The sequence below is a fragment of the Arthrobacter flavus genome, from assembly GCF_039526005.1.
GTDB lineage: Bacteria > Actinomycetota > Actinomycetes > Actinomycetales > Micrococcaceae > Arthrobacter_D > Arthrobacter_D flavus.
Map to the genome: position 1 here is coordinate 1 of NZ_BAAAIJ010000047.1, position 21,564 is coordinate 21,564.

A 21,564-nucleotide genomic window follows, 5' to 3' on the forward strand; every position below is an offset into this window, starting at 1 on the left:
AACCTCACCAATTACATCGCCCGCAGCCTGCTCGAATCAGGCGGCTTCAGACCCCACCTACACCCTCAACTATGAAGAGCCGACAATGGCCTCATGCGTTCCGACGGCCTGGGGAGGCCGACAACCGAATACTCTCGCCATGAATCCGGACCCTCGGCTAAGCCTGAGCGATTGTGGCTGCCCGGATTCGGACGGTTCGAAGGGGGCCGCAACTCGCGTAGAGAGACGGCAACGCACCAATTGCCCCTGACGATCGCGGTCGTCATTATTGCCGTCACCGCAGCGTTATTGAATCCAGGTTTACTACTCAACGGGCTCTTCCTCGCAGGACTCTTCCTGACCCTTGCACTGTTCGCGGCGTGTTTCCTGATTCCGTGGGGGCGCCTCCCATTGGGGGCCATGCTGACCATCCCCATCCTGGATTTGGTCGCCATCTTGCTCTGCCGGAACGGCGCCGTCGACATTGTTCCTGGCCTGGGTGCGCTGGCGGCCTTCCCCATCGTCTGGCTGGCGGCATCGGGTCTGATGCCGCTGCTCTCCGCGATAGTCAGCTTCGTCGGGCCCTTCCTCATTGTCCTGTTCCCCTACGTGCTGGATTCCGGCACCATGCACGCGTCCCTGGTGGACACCCTGCTGCTCCCCACCATGACGCTGGCCCTTTTCCTCCTGCTAAGAGTCCTCACGCTCCAGATGAGGATGCAACGGCTGGAGTTACAGCAAAAAGCTGATGAGGTGTCAGCCCTCGAGGCACAGAGTGGTGATGGCGAACGACTGCTCGCTGCCATCCTCGACACGGTCGACGTCGGTGTCGTCGCCGTCGATACGGGAGGAAGAACCTTGCTGTCCAACCGGCAGCAGCAACTGTTCCAGCAGGGAGCGTCCTCCCAGGACGACGACGAAGACATCAGGTTCTTCCGAAGCAAGGGATCCGCTCCCCTACCCGAATCGCTGCACCCCATTCGCCGGGCTGCCGAGGGGGAATCATTCTCCAATAACCTTCTCTGGCTGGGCGACGGGGACCGTCAGCGGGCGGTGTCCACGGCAGCTCGGCCGATGACGGGTGGCGACGGGGGGTTCACCGGCTCCGTCGTCGTCTTCACTGACGTCACCGATCTGGTGACGGCGCTGACAGTGAAGGAGGATTTCGTCGCCAATGTCACGCACGAGTTCAGCACACCCCTCACTTCCATCCTCGGCCATCTCGACCTGGTACTCGAGTCCCCGGACGTCCTGACCCCGCATACCCGTGAGTCCCTGGCCATCTCCAGGCGGAACGCTGAACGCCTCTCCATTCTGGTCTCGGACCTCCTGTCGGCAGCCTCCGCCTCGATCAGCCTGCATGCGAAGCCGACCGAACTAACAGCTCTTCTGACCTCCCGGATACGGTCAGCCCGGACTCATGCGACCAACGCCGGAATCACACTCGTTTCGGAGGTACCTCAGTGCCTGTGGGCCATCGCCGATCCAATGAGAATGGGCCAGGTGGTGGATAACCTCCTCTCGAACGCCATCAAATACTCGCCCGACGGCGGAGCAGTCACGGTCCGGGCACATGCGGGAAAGGGCAAGGTCCTGCTGGAAGTCGAGGACTGCGGAATAGGCATGACGCCAGACGAGACCGCACTGATTTACGGTCGATTTTTTCGCGCTCGCAGCGCACGGGAGTCGGCGATTCCCGGGGTCGGCCTGGGCCTGGCCATCACCAAGGCCATTGTCGAAGGCCACGGCGGAACGATTCATTGCTCGAGCTCGCTCGGAACCGGCACAAAGTTTACGGTCAGTCTGCCAACGACCATGGCCCAGGCACCGGCCGTCGTCGTCGGCTGACCGGCGGCCGGTGAGGGAATCTGTCGGCGGCGAGGTCTCTGCCACGCGATGCCCAGTTCCAGTCCGACTCGGGTGAGCATCCGCGGCTCCCGCGTTCATTGTGCTGGCCCTGTTCTGGGCAGTGCTGCCATGTTCGGCATTTACCTCACGCTCTGCTTCGCTTGAACTCCGGCGAAGACATCATTGGGTAGGATGACTGGACGAGCCTGTGGTCCACGTCACCTTGGGAACGAGTCTGGGGGATGGGGGAGGCGCGTTTGACGTATTGGAATTTCGCTGTGCGCCGTGCCAGAGCCCGTCGAGGGCTCCTCCTGCTGATCATGGCCACCGTAGCCTTCATCGCCGCAGTGGTATCCGCCGTCGTTGGACACGTCCAGCTAGCCTCCACCGACGCCCTGCGGGAAGTGGCCGCAGCACCCTTCACCGACGACAGCTACTTCCGGGTGCACACCGGTGCCGCTGATGACCCGATTGGCCAACTCGACGCCGCAGCAGCGCAGTTCCGGGCACTCTCGCTTGATGAGGGGCTGACGATCACCAATGCTTACTATGTTGACCCCCTGGAAGTGGATGTCCTCGGCGCTCTGCCTGCCAGTCTCGCTGTTCTGCCACTTGCCTGGGACCCGGCCGCCGACTCGACCGTCGTCGATGGCACCATTGAACAATTCGTTTCATCGGATACCAGCAATTCCGCCTCCGAGGTGGTTCCAGCCGCGATTTCCGCCGAGGCGGCCGACTCCTCAAACCTCAGCGTTGGCGATACCGTTCAGGTCAAGGGTGCGAATGGACACATCGTCGTTGAGGTGGTTGCGGTGGTCATGCCCGGCCGGGAGGACGCGCCCCTTTTCCTCCCCGTCCCGTCGCAGAACATCGACGCGGGTCAACCATTTGTCGTCGCCGTCCCACAGACGCACCTCGCGGCCTTCTCTGACCTGGCGAAGGTGCAATGGGTCTTCAAGCTTGACCCGGCGAACGTCACTGCCACGGGGCTTCCCCGACTGACGGAGGGCCTCGCTGATCTGCCTCAGGTGCTGATGAGTGACCGACTGGTCAGCTCGGGTGGGCTGATCCCATCAGGTGGGCTTGCCGGTGTCCTTGCGACGGCGACAGAAGCGACCCAGAGCGTCAAGGCCGTCACCCCGGTAGCCCTGGTCCTCCTCACTGTGCTGAGCGTTGTGACACTTGTTCAGGTCTCTCGACTACTCGCCGAATCGCGGGAGGTCGAGGATTCGCTGGTTGCCGCTCGCGGGGCATCCAGCACGCAACTCACGACACTCGCCGCCGTCGAAATCGTTGCGGTGGCGTCCGCGGCGTCGCTGGGAGGGTGGCTGGCAGCGGCCGCAGCCGTCCCGCTTGCCGGGTCCTGGCCCGGCTCATTCCCGGGATGGCTCGCGGGAGCCATCGAATTCGCTACCGCCACGTGGCCGATACCCCTCGCGTGCGTTCTCGTGGCAACCGGTGCTTTCATTGGGCCCAGCTACGTAGCCGCCCGACGCAGGCAGGTGGTGGGCGGTATGACTTCAGTTGGCCGTGGCGGCCGAGTGGCATCATTCGGGCTGTTGACCGCGATCGCTCTGCTGACCGGCCTTTCGGTATGGCAATTTATGCTCTACGGATCGCCCCTCTCACAGTCCGCTGATGGGCGGGTCGACGTCAATCCGCTGGCAGCACCAGCCCCGGCTTTGCTCTTGCTGGCCTTCACCGCCGCCATCCTGGTGATCGTCGCCGCGACCGCCCGCGCCGTCGAGCGGATGTATGCAACAAGGCCCGGTTTGTCCCGGTTCCTCGCCTCGGCGCAGGTCTCACGACGGATCACCACCTTGCTGATACCGACCGCCCTGATCTCGCTGACAGTCGGCGCAGCTACTTTCACTGCCGTTTACACGGAGACGGCAGCCGTGTCCCAACGGACCGCCGCACAGCTAGCGAACGGTTCGGCGGTGCGTGTCATGTTCCCGGGGCCGTCGAACATCAGTGTCCCGTCAGACATTCCCGATCTCAACGCGTTCTCCTCCTTGGCTGGAGTCTCAGACGCGTCCCGGGTCTACCGCGGGACGGCGAAGATCGGTTCGGAAGATGTCCCGCTGGTGGCCCTCGATTCTCTGAGCCTCGGGGGATTGGTGGACGACGATTCCGGGCTGCTGGATACAGATGCGCTGGGAGCAAAGTTGACACCCAGTGCAACGGCCGTTGACCCGAATCTTGTCCTCCCAGCTGAGACGACCTCTGTGCGCCTTGAGCTGCTCTCCTCCCCGGTCACCGGGGAGATGACCAGTCCCCCGGACGCCAACCGCTTGGCGTCAGTGACCATCTGGATCCTTGACGGCAGTGGTCATTTGGTCCCCGTGGACGCCGGATCGTTCACCCTAACAACTGTCGACTCACAGGCGCACACCCTCGACGTTGAACTTCCTTCTGGTCTCAGTCCGATCGGAATTGCAGCGCTGGATGTGTTCATCGCCGCCGACGAAATGCTGCAGGGCCACGCCATTGAAATCGTCGCGGTGACAGGTGACCGGGGAGGTGGTACCAGCGACGCGGGTTTTGACCAGAACTCAACGATTGGCATCGCACCGGACGCCGTTTCCTCGGGTTTGAGCGAGCCCACCAACCTCTCGCCGGGTGTTGGAGCGGTCTTCCCCCCAGAACCGTTCCAGGGATCCCGCACCGGTGCGCGCTTGATGCCCAGTTCTCTGTCCCGGCCGCCGGTGCCCGTGGCCATTACTTCCGCCCTGCTTGAGACGTTGGATCTGGACGTGGGCTCGGAGGTGACAGTACGGCAAGGCGGTGTGGAGCTTCCCGCGGTGATCCAGGCTGAAGTGCCGGTGGTCCCCGGAACCACCGAATCGGCAGCGATCCTGGTCGACCTTCACGCCTATGGACAGGCCATGCTGGCCACTTCGTCTGTCCAACCCCGCCCCGGCGAGATTTGGCTGGGCACCGTGGACCACGCGGCCAGCGAACCGGCCGTCGCCGCGGTGATAGCGGGGACCGGCGCCACCCTCTTCACCTCCACCGCTGACGTCAGTGCACGGTTCCTTGCCCCGGGCACCACCGCGCTCTGGCTCGGCGCTATTGGGTCACTTGCCATTGGCGGCGTCGCGATCGGCGTTTGCCTGGTTGCCCTCGTTCGCTCAAGAGAACAGGAAGTGGCGATCCTGCGGGCTCTGGGGCTCGGCGCCCGCCGCCAGGCGGGAAGCAGACGCGGTGAGTTCCAGGCTGTGAGCATCGCGGCGATGATCCTGGGCGTGGCAGCTGGCGCAGCGGTAGCTCTGCTCCTCGCCGGCCCGCTCGTTGAAGCTGTCCTGGTAGGCGCAGCGGATACCCTGCGAGCGCCGCTGAGACTGGCCGCCTATCCGTTGGTCGCGTTTCTTTTGGGCCAAGGACTGCTAGTGGGCCTCGCTGCCTGGTATTACGGAATGCACGTTCAACGGCAGGCATCCCGCCGACCTGTTCCCGGACGGAGCGCCGGATGAAGCTCTTCTTCCTGCTACGCCGCCAATTCCGACGTTACCGGGGTCCGTCAATTCTCCTGGCGGTGATTGTGCTCGCCGTCTCCGCCCTTCTTACCCTGTGGCCTCGGGCGATCGACGACATGTTCGCCAAGGATCTGCGCCAGACCATGGGCAATGCGACGGGGAGCCAGCGGGATTTCATCGGGTATCTATCGGCGCCGCCCCCTCTCACTGACCTCAACACGGGTTTCGCTGACGCGAACCCCGGTGCAACGTTTCAGCTACGTTCGATGCTCGCAGAGATCCGTGATGGCCTGCCCGAACCGCTGCACAGTGTGACGGGTGAAGCCCGCTGGGTGGTCGCAGGTTACGGCGCGATCGTCCGCGGGCCGTTCCCCACCGGCATCGCCAGTGTGGAGCTCAACTACGCTGCCGGCCCAGCATTCCTGGACCACATTGATCTGGTCCACGGGGTCCTCCCCGGTCCTCTCAGCCTGGAATCCGCGGACACTGACCCCCTGGAAATCTTGTTGTCCGTCAATTCGGCCGATGCAGCGGGCTGGGAAATAGGGGAAGAGCGCGCCGCAGGGGTCCGCCGTCTCTATGGAGAGGCGGCGCCGCCTCCGGACAGGCCCCTCGTGCTTACCGGAACCTTCACACCGAAGGATGCTGACAACCCCTATTGGAGTATCAATACATCGATCCTCAACGCTGTTGAGGAGGTGAATCCCAATACCGGAACACTGGTTACTGCCACAGCTGTGGTCAGTCCTGACGCTTTCGCCCCCACGTTCGGCCAGACCGAACGTACCCAAACCACCATGTGGCTTCCTTTGGACGGATCGAGTCTTGACGCAGCATCGGCACCGTTGGTTGAAGCACAGCTACGTCAGGCCGTTGGCTCACCTCGTCCCATTCCCAATTCGACAATGATCAGCCAGACTGCCCAATTCAACTCCGGCGCGCCCGCGCTGATCGCCGAGTCGACGCAACGCGCGGCTTCCACTAATCAGATTCTCGCCTTGCTGGCCTCTGGCCCCCTGGGCGTCTGTCTCGCAACTGCAGCAGTGGCCGTGAGGTTGGTCTACGACCGGCGGCGGACCGCCATCGCATTGGCCGGTGCGCGCGGCGCGTCAGCAGCACAGCTGAGGACGATCCTGGGCATGGAGGGGCTGGCCATTGGTCTGCCATCTGCGCTCCTTGGAACGCTTCTCGCTACGGCCCTCATCCCGGTTCCCTTAAATCTTCTCCACTTTGGGTGGGCGGCGGGCGCCGCCCTGGTTCCAGCGTTGCTGCTGGCCCTTCCCCACCCGACTCCTTCCCTGCGTCAGAACCGCGGCGATCTGGCGCCACGGTCGCTTCACCGCTGGCGCCTGGCGGCCGAGGGTCTGACCCTCGGCCTGGCGGTTACGGCGACAACCCTGCTGTTTCAGCGAGGTCTCGACCAGCGGGGCGTGGAACTGGGCACCGTTGACCCCTTACTCGCCGCCACTCCCCTCCTGATTGCGCTAGCCGCCTGCGTAGTGGTGCTCCGGCTCTATCCGTTGCCGCTGGCACGATACGCCAAGCGACAGCAGAGGCGCCCTGGACTCGTCGGATTCCTCGGGGCTGCCCGCGCGGTCCGGGCCCCCGGCGGTGGGCTGCTAGCCGTCCTGACCCTGATTGTGGGGCTAGGCGTTGTGATCTTCGCCGGCATCCTGCTGTCCACCTTCCGGGCGGGTGTGACCGCCGCGGCACAGTACGAAGTAGGCGCTGATCTGCGGGTGCAGGGGTCTCTGATGTCCACGGGCACAGTCGATCAGATCCGGTCCCTGGACGGAGTGGAGGAACTGGCCGGGATCACCGACCTGGGTCAGCTGCGGGTCAGCGCTGATGACGCCGGCGAAAACACGCTGGTTCGGGTGTTGGCGGTCGACCCCTCAGAACTGCGGACAGTCCAGCGAGGTTCGGCTGGTGCATTTCCCGCCGCCTTGCTCTCCAAACTTGAGCAACCAGCGCCCGCAGGGGCCTTACCCGTGGTGGTCTCCGGCGCAGTGGGGCTTGAGCTGGGCGGGACGGGAACGCTCGGGTACCGTGACTCATCCCGCGCCATCGACGTCGTCGGCGTGGGGCCCCCCAGTACTCCGCTGGCAAGTGGGTCGAACTGGATGCTGGTGAGCACCAAAGCGGTGAACGCGCTGGAGGAACGGACCTTTGACCCATCGGTGGTCTTTATCAGGCTGGCGCCGGGCATTGACGACGGTTCCATCCAGGCGCAACTGGTTGATCTTGTACCTACCCCCATCCTCGTACAGACTCCCACCCAGTTCGAGGATCAGACGTTGCAGTCCCCTTCCGGCCTCGGACTCCAGACAGGTCTTTGGACTGTGATCACCGCAATGGGGGTGCTGTGCGCGTTGACCATCCTCATGACAGCGGTGGTGAACGCGCCGGCAAGGAACCATCTGGTGGCCCTGTTGCGGACCCTCGGTTTTCCGCGGAACCGCGACGGTGCTGTCCTCCTGTGGGAGTTGGGGCCCGTTGCAGGGGCCGCCCTGGTGATGGGGACCATCCTCGGTTTCGCCTTTCCGGTGATTCTCCTGGACAGCATCGACCTTGCTGTATTCACCGGCGGAGAGTTCCAGCCCGCAGCCAGGGTCGATTTGGCCCTGACTGCGGGTCTGCTCGGAGGATTCGTCGGGGTAACAGCGCTGGCGATCGCCGTCGCCGTCGTGATGGGACGCCGGCAACGGATAGCCATTGTTCTTCGAATGACTGACAGCTAACGATCGGAAGGAATGACCTATGGACACCCCTGACATCCTCTGCGAGGAAGTGGTGCGGATTTTCCGCGGGGATGGCATCGAAGTGCAAGCCCTGCAGGGGTTGAACCTCAGGGTGCAGCCCGGTGAAATGACGGCCTTGGTCGGGGCCTCCGGTTCCGGGAAGTCAACGCTGCTCTCCATCCTGTCCGGGCTAGACACACCGACCGCTGGTCGGGCGCAGGTAGCCGGCGTGGACCTTCTGGACCTGACCGGTGCCCGCCGATCGGCCTATCAGCGCAATACTGTGGGTTTCGTGTGGCAGCAGACTCCACGAAACCTGCTGCCCTACCTGACGGCGGCAGAGAACGTGGCCCTGCCGATGACGATATCTGGCCGGAAAGGCAGGAAAGGCAGGGTCGCTGAACTCCTCGAGCTCACCGGTGTGGGGCACTGCAGCGAGCGGACACCGTCGCAGCTATCTGGCGGCGAACAACAACGCGTGGCGGTTGCAGTGGCCATCGCCAATGCGCCACGCGTCATCCTGGCGGATGAACCTACCGGTGAACTCGATGAGCAGACCTCAGCCGAAGTGCTGGAGGCCTTGCGCTCGGTCAACGAAGAGTTGGGGACAACCACCCTGATCGTCACCCACGATCCAACGGTGTCAGAGCATGTGACCCGCACCGTTCAGATTCGTGATGGCCGGTGCTCAACCGAGACCCTCCGCCGGGCTGGTGTCTCCGACGACGGCAATCACCACATGATCGCCGAAGAGTTCGCGGTTATTGATCGGGTAGGCCGGCTGCAATTGCCGCAGGGCTTCATGCGGTCCCTGGACATTCAGGACCGGGTGCGTCTCGGTCTTGAGGACGACCACGTTCGGGTGACCCCTGCGGACGCCGCCAACAGTCCGGCAGCAGATATCGACCCCTCGGGCGTCCGATGACCGCCGGCCAGAGCGTACCGGCTCCCGCGCTCAGTGCGGAGCAGATCCACCGCACCTACGGCACCGGTTCCAGTGCAGTTCATGCTTGCCGCGGTGTGAGCATGAGCGTGTACCCCGGCGAGCTGCTAGTGGTCCGCGGTCGGTCCGGCTCAGGTAAAACAACGTTGCTGAACTGCATCGGGGGGCTGGATGAACCCGACAGCGGCACTGTGTATCTCGACGGCCGTGACCTGACTGCCCTGAGTGAGGATGAGCGGGTTGCCCTCCGTCAGACCCAGCTGGGGTTTGTCTTCCAGTCATTTGGATTGATTTCCATCCTGTCGGCCGCCGAAAACGTAGAGGTCCCCATGCGGCTGATCGGACTCCCAACGGCTGAGCGGCGGACTCGGGTGGAGGAACTACTGGACCTGGTGGGACTGGCGGATCATCACCACCAGCGTCCGTCGGAACTCTCCGGCGGGCAGCAACAGCGGGTCGGTCTCGCCCGGGCGCTGGCCAACCGGCCCAGGGTTTTGATTGCCGATGAACCGACCGGCCAGCTGGACAGTGTGACGGCGGGAACCATGATGGACCTCATCAGCGACCTGGTTCATACCCAACGGGTCGCCGCGGTGGTATCAACCCATGATCCGTTGATGATTGAGCGGGCTGACCGGCTCATGGAACTTCACGACGGCGTGCTGCTGCGGGACACTGAGCTGTCCCCCGGTGTCCGCTGAACCTCCGATCGGAACTGGGGTTCGGCTAGCTCCGTAGCGCGGTGACGCTGCCGTCTCGCCGCGCCCGGGTTTCCGCGGCGCGGGTCCCGATGGCGTCGTCGTCGGGGTAACGGACCTCCTCGAGAACCAACGGGTGAGGCGCCGCAAGCACCGAGCGGGCCTCCTTGCTACGCGCGTTGAGCCGCTCGAGCAGCCACTCGGGATCCTTCTCCCCCGCCCCCACACGCAACGTCGATCCGATCAGTCCTCGCACCATATTGTGGCAAAACGCATCAGCCTGGATCGCCGCGGTGATGACGCCGTCGTCGGACCGGCTGAAGTCGAACCGCTGCAGTTCACGGACAGTTGTCGCGCCGGGCCGCGGTTTCACAAAGGAGCGGAAATCCTGGAGGCCGAGGAGCCGCCGGGCCCCGTCGTTCATCCGGTCGACCTGCAGCTCGTCGGGGTGCCAGAGCGTCACACGGCGGACCAAGGGGTCCCGCAACTCGGGACGGTCCGCGATCCGGTAGCTGTACCGACGCCACAGCGCCGAGAACCTGGCATCGAACCCGGTCGGTGCCAGCCCTATCTTGAGAACGACGACGGCGGGTACCTGGTGGCGCTGCCGGTCGGCCTTGTGGAGTTCACGGCTGATCGTGGCTCCCAGCCTGCGCATCATTGCCGTCTCCGGGGTCATCTCCTTGCCGCGGCTGAGACCATACCATTCCGCTTGGGTGAGATCCACGTGGGCCACCTGACCGCGGGCGTGGACACCGGTGTCGGTGCGCCCCGCGACCGTCAGCCGGGCGGGGCGGCGCAGGAGCGTCGCAAGGCCGGCCTCAATTGCTCCCTGTACGGTGAGCAGCCCGGGTTGCAGGGCCCACCCGGAGAAGGACGCACCGTCGTAGGCGAGATCGAGCCGGACACGCAGAAGCCCGCTGTCCTGACGAGGGACAGCGGGCTTTTGCTCAGTCACGGTGCTTATTCAGATGCGGAAGAATTACTTCTTGCCGTCGTCTTCTGTGGTGCCTTCTTCGACAACAACAACCTCGTCGGCACCGGCCTCGGCGCTGACGTTGGTGTCCTCAGCGGCGACCTCGTCGGCCGACGGTGCTGACTCTGCTGAATCGACCGAGTCAGCTGACTCTGGCGACTCAGGGGAATCTGCTGATTCTGCTGCTACCGGGGCAGCAGCGGCTGGCGCTGCGTTGGCCTTGGACTGCTCGGCTTCAGCAACGACTGACTGCTTCGCTGACATCGGCTCCAGAACCAGTTCGATGACGGCCATCGGGGCGTTGTCGCCCTTCCGGTTGCCGATCTTGGTGATGCGGGTGTAGCCACCTTCGCGCTCAGCGACGGCAGGAGCGATGTCCGTGAACAGTTCATGGACGATGCTCTTGCTGCTGATGACGCCCAGGACGCGACGACGTGAGGCGAGATCGCCCTTCTTCGCGAAGGTGATCAGGCGCTCGGCGTAGGGGCGAAGCCTCTTCGCCTTGGTCACCGTGGTGGTGATCCGCTTGTGCTCGAACAGTGAGGCGGCCAAGTTGGCGAGCATCAGGCGTTCGTGCGCCGGACCGCCTCCGAGACGTGGGCCCTTTGTTGGTGTGGGCATGATTGTTTCTCCTCTAAGTGGTCCTGTCCGCCGCTACCAGCGGCGGACAGGTCTTTCTAACGTTGTTAGAGCTCGTCGTCGCTGTAGGCGGCGTCGTCTTCTTCAATGGCTGCTGCGCGAGCCGCGAGGTCGAACCCTGGAGGGGAATCCTTCAGGGACAGACCCAGCTCAACCAACTTGGCCTTGACCTCGTCGATCGACTTGGCACCGAAGTTGCGGATGTCCATCAGGTCGGCCTCGGACCGTGCAACGAGTTCACCCACGGTGTGGATACCCTCGCGCTTGAGGCAGTTGTACGACCGAACCGTCAGCTCGAGATCCTCGATCGGCAGCGCCATGTCGGCTGCCAGGGCAGCGTCTGTTGGCGATGGGCCAATCTCGATACCTTCGGCCGCGGTGTTCAACTCACGAGCCAGTCCGAACAGTTCCACCAGGGTGGTACCGGCGGAGGCTACTGCATCGCGGGGAGCGATGGCGTCCTTGGTTTCGACGTCGACGATCAGACGGTCGAAGTCGGTGCGCTGCTCAACACGGGTTGCTTCGACCCGGAAAGTGACCTTCAGGACCGGCGAGTAGATCGAGTCGACCGGAATCCGGCCGATCTCCGAGTCGCCGGACTTGTTCTGTGAGGCCGACACATAGCCGCGTCCACGCTCGATGGTCAGCTCGAGCTCGAACTTACCCTTCGAGTTCAGGGTGGCGATGTGTAGATCCGGGTTGTGGAACTCGACACCGGCTGGCGGCGCAATGTCCGCAGCGGTGACGACGCCGGGACCCTGCTTGCGCAGGTAGGCGACAACTGGCTCGTCGTGCTCGGAAGACACGGCCAGGTTCTTGATGTTCAGGATGATCTCAGTGACATCTTCCTTGACACCCGGAACCGTGGTGAACTCGTGCAGCACTCCGTCGATACGGATGCTGGTTACAGCCGCACCCGGGATCGAGGAAAGCAGGGTGCGGCGGAGTGAGTTTCCGAGGGTGTAGCCGAAACCGGGCTCAAGCGGCTCGATGACGAACCGTGAGCGGTTGTCGGCGACGACTTCTTCAGTCAGGGTGGGGCGCTGTGCAATAAGCACTTACATTTCCTTTCAGGGAGCATCCGCTATATGACGCAACACAAATGGTGGAAAGGGACAGCTAGCAAGCAACGCTTATTAGCTTGGGGATCGGTGTCGAACGCCGCCCTGAACAATCCCAGGTACTGGAATCATTCAGCGCGGCATTCGCACCGGCAAAGCTAATTAGACGCGGCGACGCTTCGGAGGCCGGCAACCGTTGTGGGCGCTGGGGGTGACATCCTGAATGGAACCAACCTCCAGGCCGGTGGCCTGGAGCGAGCGGATAGCTGTTTCGCGTCCTGAGCCTGGGCCCTTGACGAAAACGTCGACCTTCTTGACGCCATGTTCCTGCGCACGCTTGGCGGCAGCCTCGGCTGCCATCTGAGCGGCGAACGGCGTCGACTTACGAGAACCCTTGAATCCAACTTCACCGGCGGAGGCCCAGGAGATAACTGCTCCTGACGGGTCCGTGATGGACACGATGGTGTTGTTGAAGGTGCTCTTGATGTGCGCCTGTCCAAGCGCGATATTCTTCTTATCCTTGCGACGCGGCTTACGTACCGCTCCACGAGTCTTGGGGGGCATTGCTTCTCCTACGAAAGGTGATGGGTGAGGTGCCGGGACCTGAGGGCCCTGCGAAGGCGAGCTACGGGGCGAACCCTTGGCTACCTAGTGAGGAAGCCAGTGGGTGGGCCCCTGGCCGCCGGGTTCCCTGGCCGGACGAGCGCTAGCGAGTCAGGTTAGGGAGCTGCCAGGGACTAGCGCGCGGCCTTCTTCTTGCCGGCTACGGTGCGCTTGGGGCCCTTACGGGTACGCGCGTTGGTCTTCGTACGCTGTCCGCGCACTGGAAGACCGCGGCGGTGCCGGATGCCTTCGTAGCTTCCGATCTCCACCTTCCGGCGGATGTCGGCGGCTACCTCACGGCGGAGGTCACCTTCGACCTTGTAGTTGACTTCGATGTAGTCACGCAGCTGCAGCAGCTCCGCGTCACTGAGGTCCTTGACGCGCGTATTCGGGCTGATCCCGGTTTCTGCCAGCGTCTGGTCTGCACGGGTCTTGCCCACGCCATAGATATAGGTAAGCGCTATCACTACCCGCTTTTCGCGGGGAATGTCTACGCCAGCGAGACGTGCCATAGTGGCGGTTCTCCTTTGGTGTTTCTGGAGGTCTGAAACAGAGCGGCCTGCTGAAATCTCAGCTCCCCGGCCTCCGTGCCCGGGGGTGTGCTCCCACCGATCGTGGGAACTGCTCTGCCTATATGGTTGTACTGCTGCAGCGCGTGGGTGGTGCTTCTCCTAACGAGAAGAACTAGCCCTGACGCTGTTTGTGGCGCGGGTTTTCGCAGATTACGAGTACGTTGCCCTTGCGGCGAACCACCTGGCACTTATCGCAGATCCGCTTGACGCTCGGCTGGACCTTCATGGTTTTCCTTTGCGTTGTTTGCAGATTGTGCTGTAACTACACTCCCTGTCCTGAGGCAGGACGGGAGAATTCCTTATTTGTAGCGGTAGACGATACGGCCTCGGGTGAGGTCGTAAGGGCTAAGCTCCACTACCACCCGGTCCTCAGGAAGGATCCGAATATAGTGCTGACGCATTTTTCCCGAGATGTGGGCGAGGACAATGTGACCGTTTGCCAGCTCAACGCGGAACATCGCGTTGGGCAGAGCCTCGTTCACAGTGCCTTCAATCTCAATGACACCGTCTTTCTTGGCCATATCCTCCGCTAACGTCGATGCCCGCCACTGACGCGGCAGGCGATTGGGGTTGTGATCGTTGACCCACTCCCAGCGCAGCAACAGATCCGGATTGCCGGATCGTGCACACGTGGCGCCCTAAATGGGCACACGAGTAGAGACAACCAACAGGCAACTCTACGCTAACAGCTGTGAAATGTTAAATCTGGGTCCACGGGGTTATCAGAGCGCTACGGGCGTGACGCCCAGGGGCGCGAGCTTGGCTGCTCCCCCGTCTTCGGCGCTGAGCACCCAGATGCCGCCGTCGTGCACCGCTACGGTGTGCTCCCACTGACATGACCGCTTGCCGTCAGTGGTGACTACAGTCCAGTCATCATCCAGCAACGTTGTCTCCAGGCTACCGAGGACCAGCATGGGCTCTATCGCCAGACACAGCCCCGGCTTGACCTTGGGCCCACGGTGTCCACTGCGGTAGTTGAGCACGTCGGGTGGCTGGTGCATGGCGGTCCCGATGCCATGCCCCACATAGTCCTGCAGGATGCCCAACGGAGCGCCGTCCAAGCCGGAGACGTAGTCATCAATCGCGTTGCCCACGTCGCCGACATTCCGAGCATTCGCCAGCGCGGCGATGCCATGCCACATGGCCGACTCCGTTGCATCGGACAGCCGCTGGTCTTCTGCCCGCGCCTGTCCGACGATCACCGAGCGGGCAGAGTCCGAATGCCAGCCGTCCACGATGGCGCCACCATCGATGGAGAGGATGTCTCCGTCCCGCAGCACATAATCTCCTGGAATCCCGTGCACCACTTCATGGTTCACTGATACGCAGATCGATGCGGGGAACCCGTGGTACCCCAAAAAATTGGACGTTGCTCCCGAAGCCTTCAAAACTCCAGCAAACACTCCATCGAGTTCCCGGGTAGAGACTCCGACGGCGGCGGCGGCTACTGCTTCGTCGAGTGCTGCCGACAGGACCAAACCGGCCTTCCGCATCGAGCGAATTTGCTGGTTGTTCTTGTACTCGACCTTCGACTGACGAAACACCGTCAAGCTACCGGGTGCCGTTCAGGGCGCCGACAACTCGTTCGGTCACTTCATCGATGGCTCCGATGCCGTCAACGCGCTTGACGATGCCGCGTCCCTCATACTGCGAGACAACCTCTTCGGTCTGCTCGTGGTACAGGTCGAGGCGGTGGCGGATGACGGTTTCGTTGTCGTCGCTGCGGCCGTCCAGCTCAGCGCGTCCGGTCAGCCGACGGATCAGTTCCTCGTCTGGGGCGGTGAGCTGCAAAACGGCGTCCAAGGTCAGCTCGTTCTGCTGGAGGATATCATCCAGCTCGACCACCTGGGCTGGTGTGCGCGGGTAGCCGTCGAGGAGGAATCCCTCGCGCACATCGTCTTCTTTCAGACGATCCCGCACCATCGAGTTGGTGACGCTGTCGGGCACGAAGTCCCCGGCGTCCATGTACTTCCTGGCCTCGAGGCCAAGCGGAGTCTCTCGTTTCACGTTGTCCCGGAAGATGTCGCCGGTGGAGATCGCGACGACTCCTAGCCGCTCGGAGATCCGCGAAGCCTGTGTGCCTTTACCGGATCCGGGAGGACCGATTATGAGCATGCGTGTCATCGCAACAACCCTTCATAGTGACGCTGCTGAAGCTGAGCGTCGATCTGCTTCACCGTTTCGAGTCCAACACCCACCATGATGAGGATTGAGACACCACCGAAGGGGAAGTTCTGGTTTGCGTTGATCAGCACGAGCGCGATCAACGGGATCAGTGCTACCAGGCCAAGGTAAATGGCACCGGGGAGGGTGATGCGGGACAAGACGTACTGCAGGTACTCGGCCGTCGGTCGTCCCGCACGGATGCCAGGAATGAACCCACCGTATTTCTTCATGTTCTCCGAAACCTCGTCCGGGTTGAACGTGATTGCGACGTAGAAGTAGGTGAAGAAGACGATCATGGCGAAGTAGAGCGCCATGTAGAGCGGGTGGTCACCGTTGGCAAGGTAGGTCGTGATGAAGTTGACCCACTCTGGGGGTGGGGTCTGACCGTCGGTTGGTGTGTTGAACTGTGCGATGAGGCTCGGCAGGTACAACATCGACGACGCGAAGATCACCGGGATCACTCCGGCCATGTTCACCTTGATCGGGATGTAGGTGCTGCTGCCACCGAGGGTGCGTCGACCCACCATCCGTTTGGCGTACTGCACGGGGATCCGGCGCTGCGACTGCTCAACAAAGATCACGAGGGCAACCACCACCAACCCGATGGCAATCACTGCCACGAACACAGTCCAACCCTGGGTGCGGAGGATCTCGCCCAGGGAGGTGGGGAAGCCTGCGGCGATGGCGGTGAAGATGAGCAGTGACATGCCGTTGCCGACTCCACGCTCCGTGATGAGTTCACCCATCCACATGATCAGGCCGGTGCCAGCGGTAAGGGTCAGGATCAGAAGCAGAATGGTGATGAGGCTATCATCCGGGATGATCGGCACTGGGCAGTCGCCCAGCAGGGCTCCGGATCGGGCCAGGGAAACCAGAGTGGTCGCGTTGAGCAACGCCAGCGCGATGGTGAGATAGCGAGTGTACTGGGTCAGCGTCGACTGCCCCTGCGCGCCCTCCTGGTGCAGCTCCTGGAACCGCGGGATGACCACGCGGAGGAGCTGGGTGATGATGCTCGCCGTGATGTAGGGCATGATGCCCAGAGCGAAGATGGACACTTGCAGGAGAGCCCCACCACTGAAGAGGTTCACGAACTCGTAGAGGCCGCCCTCGGTGTTGCCGAGCTGCAAACACTGCTGAACATTGCCGTAATCGACACCGGGCGCGGGGATGAAGGCACCCAGGCGGAATATGGTGATGATTCCAAGCGTGAACAACAGCTTGCGCCGCAAGTCTGGCGTCCGGAAAGCCCGGCCAATAGCGCTAAGCAAGCGTCCTCCTGAAGGTCTTGGTGTCCATGGCGGACAGATACACAACAACCGAGTCTAACGGTTGAAACCCGGTGCGTCGGACCCGGGGGCGGCTAGGTAAGCCTAATTGGCCGTAAAAAAACTCTTGGTGGGCCGGAATCTTCCGGCCCACCAAGAGTCTAGTTGCTAGATCGGGTAGATCACAGCGGCTCTGAATTAGAGTCCGGTGACCGAACCGCCGGCTGCAGTGATTTTCTCCGCAGCGCTAGCCGAGTATGCGTGCACGGTGACATCAACCTTGACAGTGATGTCACCGGTGCCCAGCACCTTGACGGGCTGGTTCTTCCGAACCGCACCGTTGGCGACCAGGCTGTCGACCGACACCTCGCCACCGTTGGGGTACAGCTCCGAGATCTTGTCCAGGTTTACTACCTGGAACTCGACCCGGAATGGGTTCTTGAAGCCGCGCAGTTTAGGAAGGCGCATGTGCAGGGGAAGCTGTCCACCCGCGAAGCCTGCCTTGACCTGGTAACGGGCCTTGGTTCCCTTCATACCGCGTCCTGCAGTCTTACCCTTGGAGCCTTCGCCACGGCCCACTCGGGTCTTGGCGGTCTTCGCTCCGGGGGCGGGACGCAGGTGGTGGACCTTGAGCGCGTGAACGCGCTCGTTATCCGACTTGACCGTGGCTGCTGCCACATTTTTCTCTGCCATTAGTTGGCCTCCTCAACCTTCACGAGGTGCGGAACCGTGTTGACCATGCCAACGGTAACGGCATCAGCGGTACGGACAACGGTGTGTCCGATGCGCTTGAGGCCGAGGGACCGCAGGGTGTCGCGCTGGTTCTGCTTGCCGCCAATGACGGACTTGATTTGGGTGATTTCAAGCTTCGCTGAGCTTACTAACACGCGCTTGGGAGTTGCCATTACGCACCTGCCTTTTGTTCCTGCATTGCGCGCAGCATCGACGAGGAAGCCACCTGATCCAGCGGCAACCCACGACGGGCTGCTACTGCCTGAGGCTCTTCCAGCCGCTTCAGCGCGTCAACAGTTGCGTGAACAATGTTGATGGCGTTCGAAGAACCGAGTGATTTGGACAGAACGTCGTGGATGCCGACGCATTCCAGCACAGCACGCACCGGGCCGCCGGCGATAACGCCGGTACCTGGGGAGGCCGGGCGGAGCAGGACAACGCCTGCAGCCGCTTCGCCCTGCACCAGGTGAGGGACCGTGCCACCAATACGGGGGACCTTGAAGAAGGACTTTTTGGCCTCTTCAACGCCCTTTGCGATAGCTGACGGAACTTCCTTGGCCTTGCCGTAACCGACGCCGACCATTCCGTTACCGTCGCCAACAACAACCAGGGCGGTGAAGCTGAAACGCCGTCCACCCTTGACTACCTTTGACACACGGTTGATAGCAACCACGCGCTCGACAAATTTGTCCTTGTCGTCGCCGCGGCCACCGTCACGGCCACCACGGCCGCCGTCGCGACCGCCACGGCCACCGTCACGGCCACCGGCGCCGCTGCTGCGGCCACCACGTTCTCCGCGGGCACCGCCCTTGCGGTCGTCGGCTGCTGCCGCTGCGGGTGCCTCTGTAGCCGGAGCTGCAGCGGCAGGCTGATCAGTACCTGTACTCAATTCAGGTTCCTTTGCATTGTTTTCCTCGGTCACAGTGCCAACCCACCTTCGCGGGCGCCATCAGCGATGGCTGCAATACGGCCGTGGTACTTGTTGCCGCCGCGGTCGAAGACTACTGCTTCGATTCCTGCAGCCTTGGCACGCTCTGCAACGAGGTTGCCCACGCGCTTAGCTTTGGCGGTCTTGTCGCCGTCGAATGCACGCAGATCGGCTTCGAGGGTGGATGCCGAAGCAACCGTGACACCCAGACCGTCGTCGACAACCTGAACGAACATGTGACGTGCAGACCGGTTGACTACCAGACGCGGGCGGACCGCGGTTCCGGTGATGCGCTTACGCACACGGAGGTGGCGGCGTCCGCGCTGGGCGGACTTGCTCTTCGAGCTTCGCTTCTTATTAATGCTGATAGCCATGATTATTTACCAGACTTTCCGACTTTACGGCGAACAACTTCGCCTGCGTAGCGCACGCCCTTGCCCTTATAGGGGTCCGGCTTCCGCAGCTTGCGGATGTTTGCGGCGACTTCGCCGACCTGCTGCTTGCTGATGCCGGAGACGGAAACCTTGGTAGGTCCCTCAACGGTCAGAGTGATGCCCTCCGGTGCCTTGACGGCGACCGGGTGGCTGAAGCCCAGTGCGAACTCCAGGTCGGAACCCTTAGCCTGCACTCGGTAACCGGTGCCGACAATTTCCAGGTTCTTCTTGTATCCGTCAGTAACGCCGATGATCATGTTGGAGATCAGCGTGCGTGTCAGGCCGTGCAGCGAACGCGATTCGCGCTCGTCGTTCGGCCGGGTGACGGTCAGTGTGCTCTCGTCGAGATCCACGAGGATCGGGCTGGGCACGGTGTGGCTCAGCTCCCCCTTGGCTCCCTTGACGGACACCAGGTTACCGGTGACTTTTACCTCAACACCCGCGGGAACGGAGATGGGGAGACGTCCAATACGTGACATGTGTTTACTCCTTCTCTGTTCCGGCTACCAGACGTAGGCGAGGACTTCCCCACCCACGCCCTTCTTGGATGCCTGGCGGTCTGTCAGCAGTCCGGAGGACGTGGACAGGATTGCGATACCAAGGCCACCCAGCACGTGCGGCAGGTTGGTGGACTTCGCGTAAACGCGGAGCCCGGGCTTGGAGATGCGGCGGATGCCGGCGATCGAACGCTGGCGCTCAGGACCGAACTTGAGGTCGATGGTCAGCTTCTTGCCAACCTCCGCTTCCTCTTCCTTCCAGCCTGCGATGTAGCCTTCAGCCTTCAGGATGTCGGCGACGCGAGCTTTGAGCTTGCTGTATGGCATGCTCACGGTGTCGTGGTATGCGGAGTTTGCATTGCGCAGACGTGTCAGCATGTCTGCCACAGGATCTGTCATTGTCATGTGGGCTCTTGCCCTTCCTCGTAACGGTTTCCGGGGCCCGGTTTAGGGTGTTGGACTTGCGCCCTACCCTGCCCGGTACGGACCTGGAACGTAGTTAGATTAATCTTCGGATTTAAACGGGAAGCCGAGCGCTTTGAGCAGTGCGCGACCTTCGTCATCGGTTTTTGCGGTGGTGACAACGGTGATGTCCATGCCACGTACGCGGTCGATCTTGTCCTGGTCGATCTCATGGAACATTGACTGTTCCGTGAGTCCGAAGGTGTAGTTGCCGTTTCCGTCGAACTGGCGGCCGCTGAGGCCACGGAAGTCGCGGATACGAGGCAGCGCCAGTGACACCAGACGGTCAACGAATTCCCACATCCGGTCGCCACGGAGCGTTGCGTGGCAGCCGATGGGCATTCCCTCGCGCAGCTTGAACTGAGCGATGGATTTGCGCGCCTTGGTGACCTGAGGCTTCTGACCGGTGATCTGGGTCATGTCGCGTACAGCACCATCAATGAGCTTGGAGTCCTTGGCGGCATCTCCAACACCCATGTTCACAACAACCTTGACCAGTCGTGGGACCTGGTTGACGTTGGTGTAACCGAATTCTTCCTGCAGTCCGGACTTGATTTCAGCGGCGTAGCGCGTCTTCAGGCGCGGGGAGATCTTTGTCTCTACGGCTTCGGTAGTCATTAGAGATCCTTCCCTGATGCCTTGGCGACGCGAATCCGGACCGTACGCTCTTTACCGTCTTTTTCGACGGTATCGATGCGGTAGCCAACGCGGGTTGGCTTGTTGGTCTCGGGGTCAACCACTGCAACATTGCTGATGTGGATGGGGGCTTCAATGACCTCGATGCCGCCGGTCTTCGAGCCGCGCTGCGACTGCCCAACCTTGGTGTGGCGGGTGACGCGGTTGATTCCCTCGACGAGGACCCGGTTGCTCTCCCGGAATACCTTCAGAACCTTGCCCTGCTTGCCGCGGTCTCCGCCGCGTTCCTGCTTGGCTCCGCTGATGACCTGTACCAGGTCACCCTTCTTGATCTTGAACTTCACTGTCTTATTCGCTCCCATGGGTTAGAGCACCTCCGGCGCTAGCGAGATGATCTTCATGAAGCGCTTGTCACGGAGTTCGCGACCGACGGGACCGAAGATACGCGTACCGCGTGGGTCGCCGTCTGTCTTCAAGATCACCGCAGCGTTCTCGTCAAACTTGATGTAGGAACCATCCGCGCGGCGGCGTTCCTTCTTGGTACGGACGATAACCGCCTTGACGACGTCGCCCTTCTTTACGTTGCCGCCGGGAATTGCATCCTTGACGGTGGCGACAATGACGTCGCCGATGCCTGCGTAGCGGCGTCCAGATCCACCGAGAACACGGATTGTCAAGATTTCCTTGGCACCCGTGTTGTCGGCGACCTTAAGCCGCGACTCCTGCTGAATCACTTATTACTCCTGTCGTCGCGCTGGTTCTCTCTACGAGCCTTGCGGAACGGATATGGGTTGGCCCCGTAATACTGGTCCTCAGCCTGCGCGGGCGCGAACACGCCTACGCAAAGAATGCTGAACAAGATTATCGGGCTTTTGTCTCAATCGCCGGTGTGGAAGCTCATACCT

24 protein-coding genes are annotated in these 21,564 nt (G+C 62.3%); 5 read left to right on the top strand and 19 right to left on the bottom strand.

Features of this window, described 5'->3' with window-relative positions:
* Window positions 1-93 precede the first annotated feature (93 nt).
* From ABD059_RS09975 to ABD059_RS09995, 5 genes are all read left to right on the top strand, one after another.
* Entirely contained in the window at window positions 94-1,827 is a 1,734-nt protein-coding gene (locus tag ABD059_RS09975) for a sensor histidine kinase (protein WP_343879600.1), read from the top strand.
* A 257-nt stretch (window positions 1,828-2,084) separates the two neighbouring features.
* Complete coding sequence (locus ABD059_RS09980) at window positions 2,085-5,303, top strand: ABC transporter permease family protein (RefSeq protein ID WP_343879602.1); 3,219 nt, start codon at window positions 2,085-2,087, stop codon at window positions 5,301-5,303.
* Complete coding sequence (locus ABD059_RS09985; RefSeq protein WP_343879604.1) at window positions 5,300-8,047, top strand: ABC transporter permease; 2,748 nt, start codon at window positions 5,300-5,302, stop codon at window positions 8,045-8,047. The genes ABD059_RS09980 and ABD059_RS09985 overlap by 4 nt, the downstream gene beginning before the upstream one ends.
* A 19-nt stretch (window positions 8,048-8,066) precedes the next feature.
* Window positions 8,067-8,972 (top strand): ABC transporter ATP-binding protein, encoded by a 906-nt coding sequence (locus ABD059_RS09990; protein WP_343879606.1) that lies wholly within the window; start codon window positions 8,067-8,069, stop codon window positions 8,970-8,972.
* A complete protein-coding gene (locus tag ABD059_RS09995; RefSeq protein WP_343879608.1) occupies window positions 8,969-9,691 on the top strand; it encodes an ABC transporter ATP-binding protein in 723 nt (240 codons plus the stop codon). Before ABD059_RS09990 ends, ABD059_RS09995 begins: the two co-directional genes overlap by 4 nt.
* Window positions 9,692-9,716: 25 nt before the next feature.
* Here the strand turns inward: ABD059_RS09995 and ABD059_RS10000 are convergent, their stop codons facing one another.
* From ABD059_RS10000 to rplN, 19 genes are all read right to left on the bottom strand, one after another.
* Window positions 9,717-10,646, bottom strand: coding sequence for a tRNA pseudouridine synthase A (locus ABD059_RS10000; RefSeq protein ID WP_343879610.1), 930 nt, complete (start codon window positions 10,644-10,646; stop codon window positions 9,717-9,719).
* Window positions 10,647-10,670: 24 nt separating this feature from the next.
* Entirely contained in the window at window positions 10,671-11,285 is a 615-nt protein-coding gene (gene rplQ / locus ABD059_RS10005) for a 50S ribosomal protein L17 (RefSeq protein ID WP_343879612.1), read from the bottom strand.
* Between the two features lie 65 nt (window positions 11,286-11,350).
* Complete coding sequence (locus ABD059_RS10010; protein WP_019481518.1) at window positions 11,351-12,361, bottom strand: DNA-directed RNA polymerase subunit alpha; 1,011 nt, start codon at window positions 12,359-12,361, stop codon at window positions 11,351-11,353.
* Between the two features lie 165 nt (window positions 12,362-12,526).
* Window positions 12,527-12,928: a 30S ribosomal protein S11 gene (gene rpsK / locus ABD059_RS10015; protein ID WP_019481517.1), complete on the bottom strand. Its 402-nt coding sequence runs from the start codon at window positions 12,926-12,928 to the stop codon at window positions 12,527-12,529.
* 173 nt (window positions 12,929-13,101) lie between these two features.
* Complete coding sequence (rpsM, locus tag ABD059_RS10020) at window positions 13,102-13,479, bottom strand: 30S ribosomal protein S13 (RefSeq protein WP_019481516.1); 378 nt, start codon at window positions 13,477-13,479, stop codon at window positions 13,102-13,104.
* A 172-nt stretch (window positions 13,480-13,651) separates the two neighbouring features.
* Complete coding sequence (gene rpmJ, locus ABD059_RS10025) at window positions 13,652-13,765, bottom strand: 50S ribosomal protein L36 (protein ID WP_024475611.1); 114 nt, start codon at window positions 13,763-13,765, stop codon at window positions 13,652-13,654.
* Window positions 13,766-13,838: 73 nt separating this feature from the next.
* The gene (gene infA, locus ABD059_RS10030) at window positions 13,839-14,060 is read right to left on the bottom strand and encodes a translation initiation factor IF-1 (RefSeq protein ID WP_019481515.1); all 222 of its coding nucleotides are present in this window, start codon (window positions 14,058-14,060) and stop codon (window positions 13,839-13,841) included.
* A 201-nt stretch (window positions 14,061-14,261) separates the two neighbouring features.
* A complete protein-coding gene (gene map / locus ABD059_RS10035; protein ID WP_343879616.1) occupies window positions 14,262-15,083 on the bottom strand; it encodes a type I methionyl aminopeptidase in 822 nt (273 codons plus the stop codon).
* Between the two features lie 7 nt (window positions 15,084-15,090).
* Complete coding sequence (locus ABD059_RS10040; RefSeq protein ID WP_343879618.1) at window positions 15,091-15,663, bottom strand: adenylate kinase; 573 nt, start codon at window positions 15,661-15,663, stop codon at window positions 15,091-15,093.
* Window positions 15,660-16,973, bottom strand: a complete 1,314-nt coding sequence (gene secY / locus ABD059_RS10045; RefSeq protein ID WP_343879619.1) for a preprotein translocase subunit SecY — start codon at window positions 16,971-16,973, stop codon at window positions 15,660-15,662. The genes ABD059_RS10040 and secY overlap by 4 nt, the downstream gene beginning before the upstream one ends.
* A gap of 195 nt (window positions 16,974-17,168) precedes the next feature.
* Window positions 17,169-17,663, bottom strand: a complete 495-nt coding sequence (gene rplO, locus ABD059_RS10050) for a 50S ribosomal protein L15 (protein WP_024475615.1) — start codon at window positions 17,661-17,663, stop codon at window positions 17,169-17,171.
* Window positions 17,663-17,875 (bottom strand): 50S ribosomal protein L30, encoded by a 213-nt coding sequence (gene rpmD / locus ABD059_RS10055; protein ID WP_019481510.1) that lies wholly within the window; start codon window positions 17,873-17,875, stop codon window positions 17,663-17,665. The genes rplO and rpmD overlap by 1 nt, the downstream gene beginning before the upstream one ends.
* The gene (gene rpsE, locus ABD059_RS10060; RefSeq protein WP_024475616.1) at window positions 17,875-18,624 is read right to left on the bottom strand and encodes a 30S ribosomal protein S5; all 750 of its coding nucleotides are present in this window, start codon (window positions 18,622-18,624) and stop codon (window positions 17,875-17,877) included. Before rpsE ends, rpmD begins: the two co-directional genes overlap by 1 nt.
* Window positions 18,621-19,004 carry a 50S ribosomal protein L18 gene (rplR, locus tag ABD059_RS10065; RefSeq protein WP_019481508.1) on the bottom strand — a complete coding sequence of 128 codons (384 nt, stop codon included), beginning with the start codon at window positions 19,002-19,004 and terminating at the stop codon, window positions 18,621-18,623. The genes rpsE and rplR overlap by 4 nt, the downstream gene beginning before the upstream one ends.
* Before the next feature lie 2 nt (window positions 19,005-19,006).
* Window positions 19,007-19,543 carry a 50S ribosomal protein L6 gene (rplF, locus tag ABD059_RS10070; protein ID WP_024475617.1) on the bottom strand — a complete coding sequence of 179 codons (537 nt, stop codon included), beginning with the start codon at window positions 19,541-19,543 and terminating at the stop codon, window positions 19,007-19,009.
* 24 nt (window positions 19,544-19,567) lie between these two features.
* A complete protein-coding gene (rpsH, locus tag ABD059_RS10075) occupies window positions 19,568-19,966 on the bottom strand; it encodes a 30S ribosomal protein S8 (RefSeq protein WP_019481506.1) in 399 nt (132 codons plus the stop codon).
* Window positions 19,967-20,065: 99 nt separating this feature from the next.
* Complete coding sequence (gene rplE / locus ABD059_RS10080) at window positions 20,066-20,641, bottom strand: 50S ribosomal protein L5 (protein WP_019481505.1); 576 nt, start codon at window positions 20,639-20,641, stop codon at window positions 20,066-20,068.
* Entirely contained in the window at window positions 20,641-21,021 is a 381-nt protein-coding gene (gene rplX / locus ABD059_RS10085; RefSeq protein ID WP_343879626.1) for a 50S ribosomal protein L24, read from the bottom strand. The genes rplE and rplX overlap by 1 nt, the downstream gene beginning before the upstream one ends.
* Before the next feature lie 3 nt (window positions 21,022-21,024).
* On the bottom strand, window positions 21,025-21,393 hold the full coding sequence (rplN, locus tag ABD059_RS10090) for a 50S ribosomal protein L14 (RefSeq protein ID WP_019481503.1): 369 nt from the start codon (window positions 21,391-21,393) through the stop codon (window positions 21,025-21,027).
* Between the last annotated feature and the right edge of the window lie 171 nt (window positions 21,394-21,564).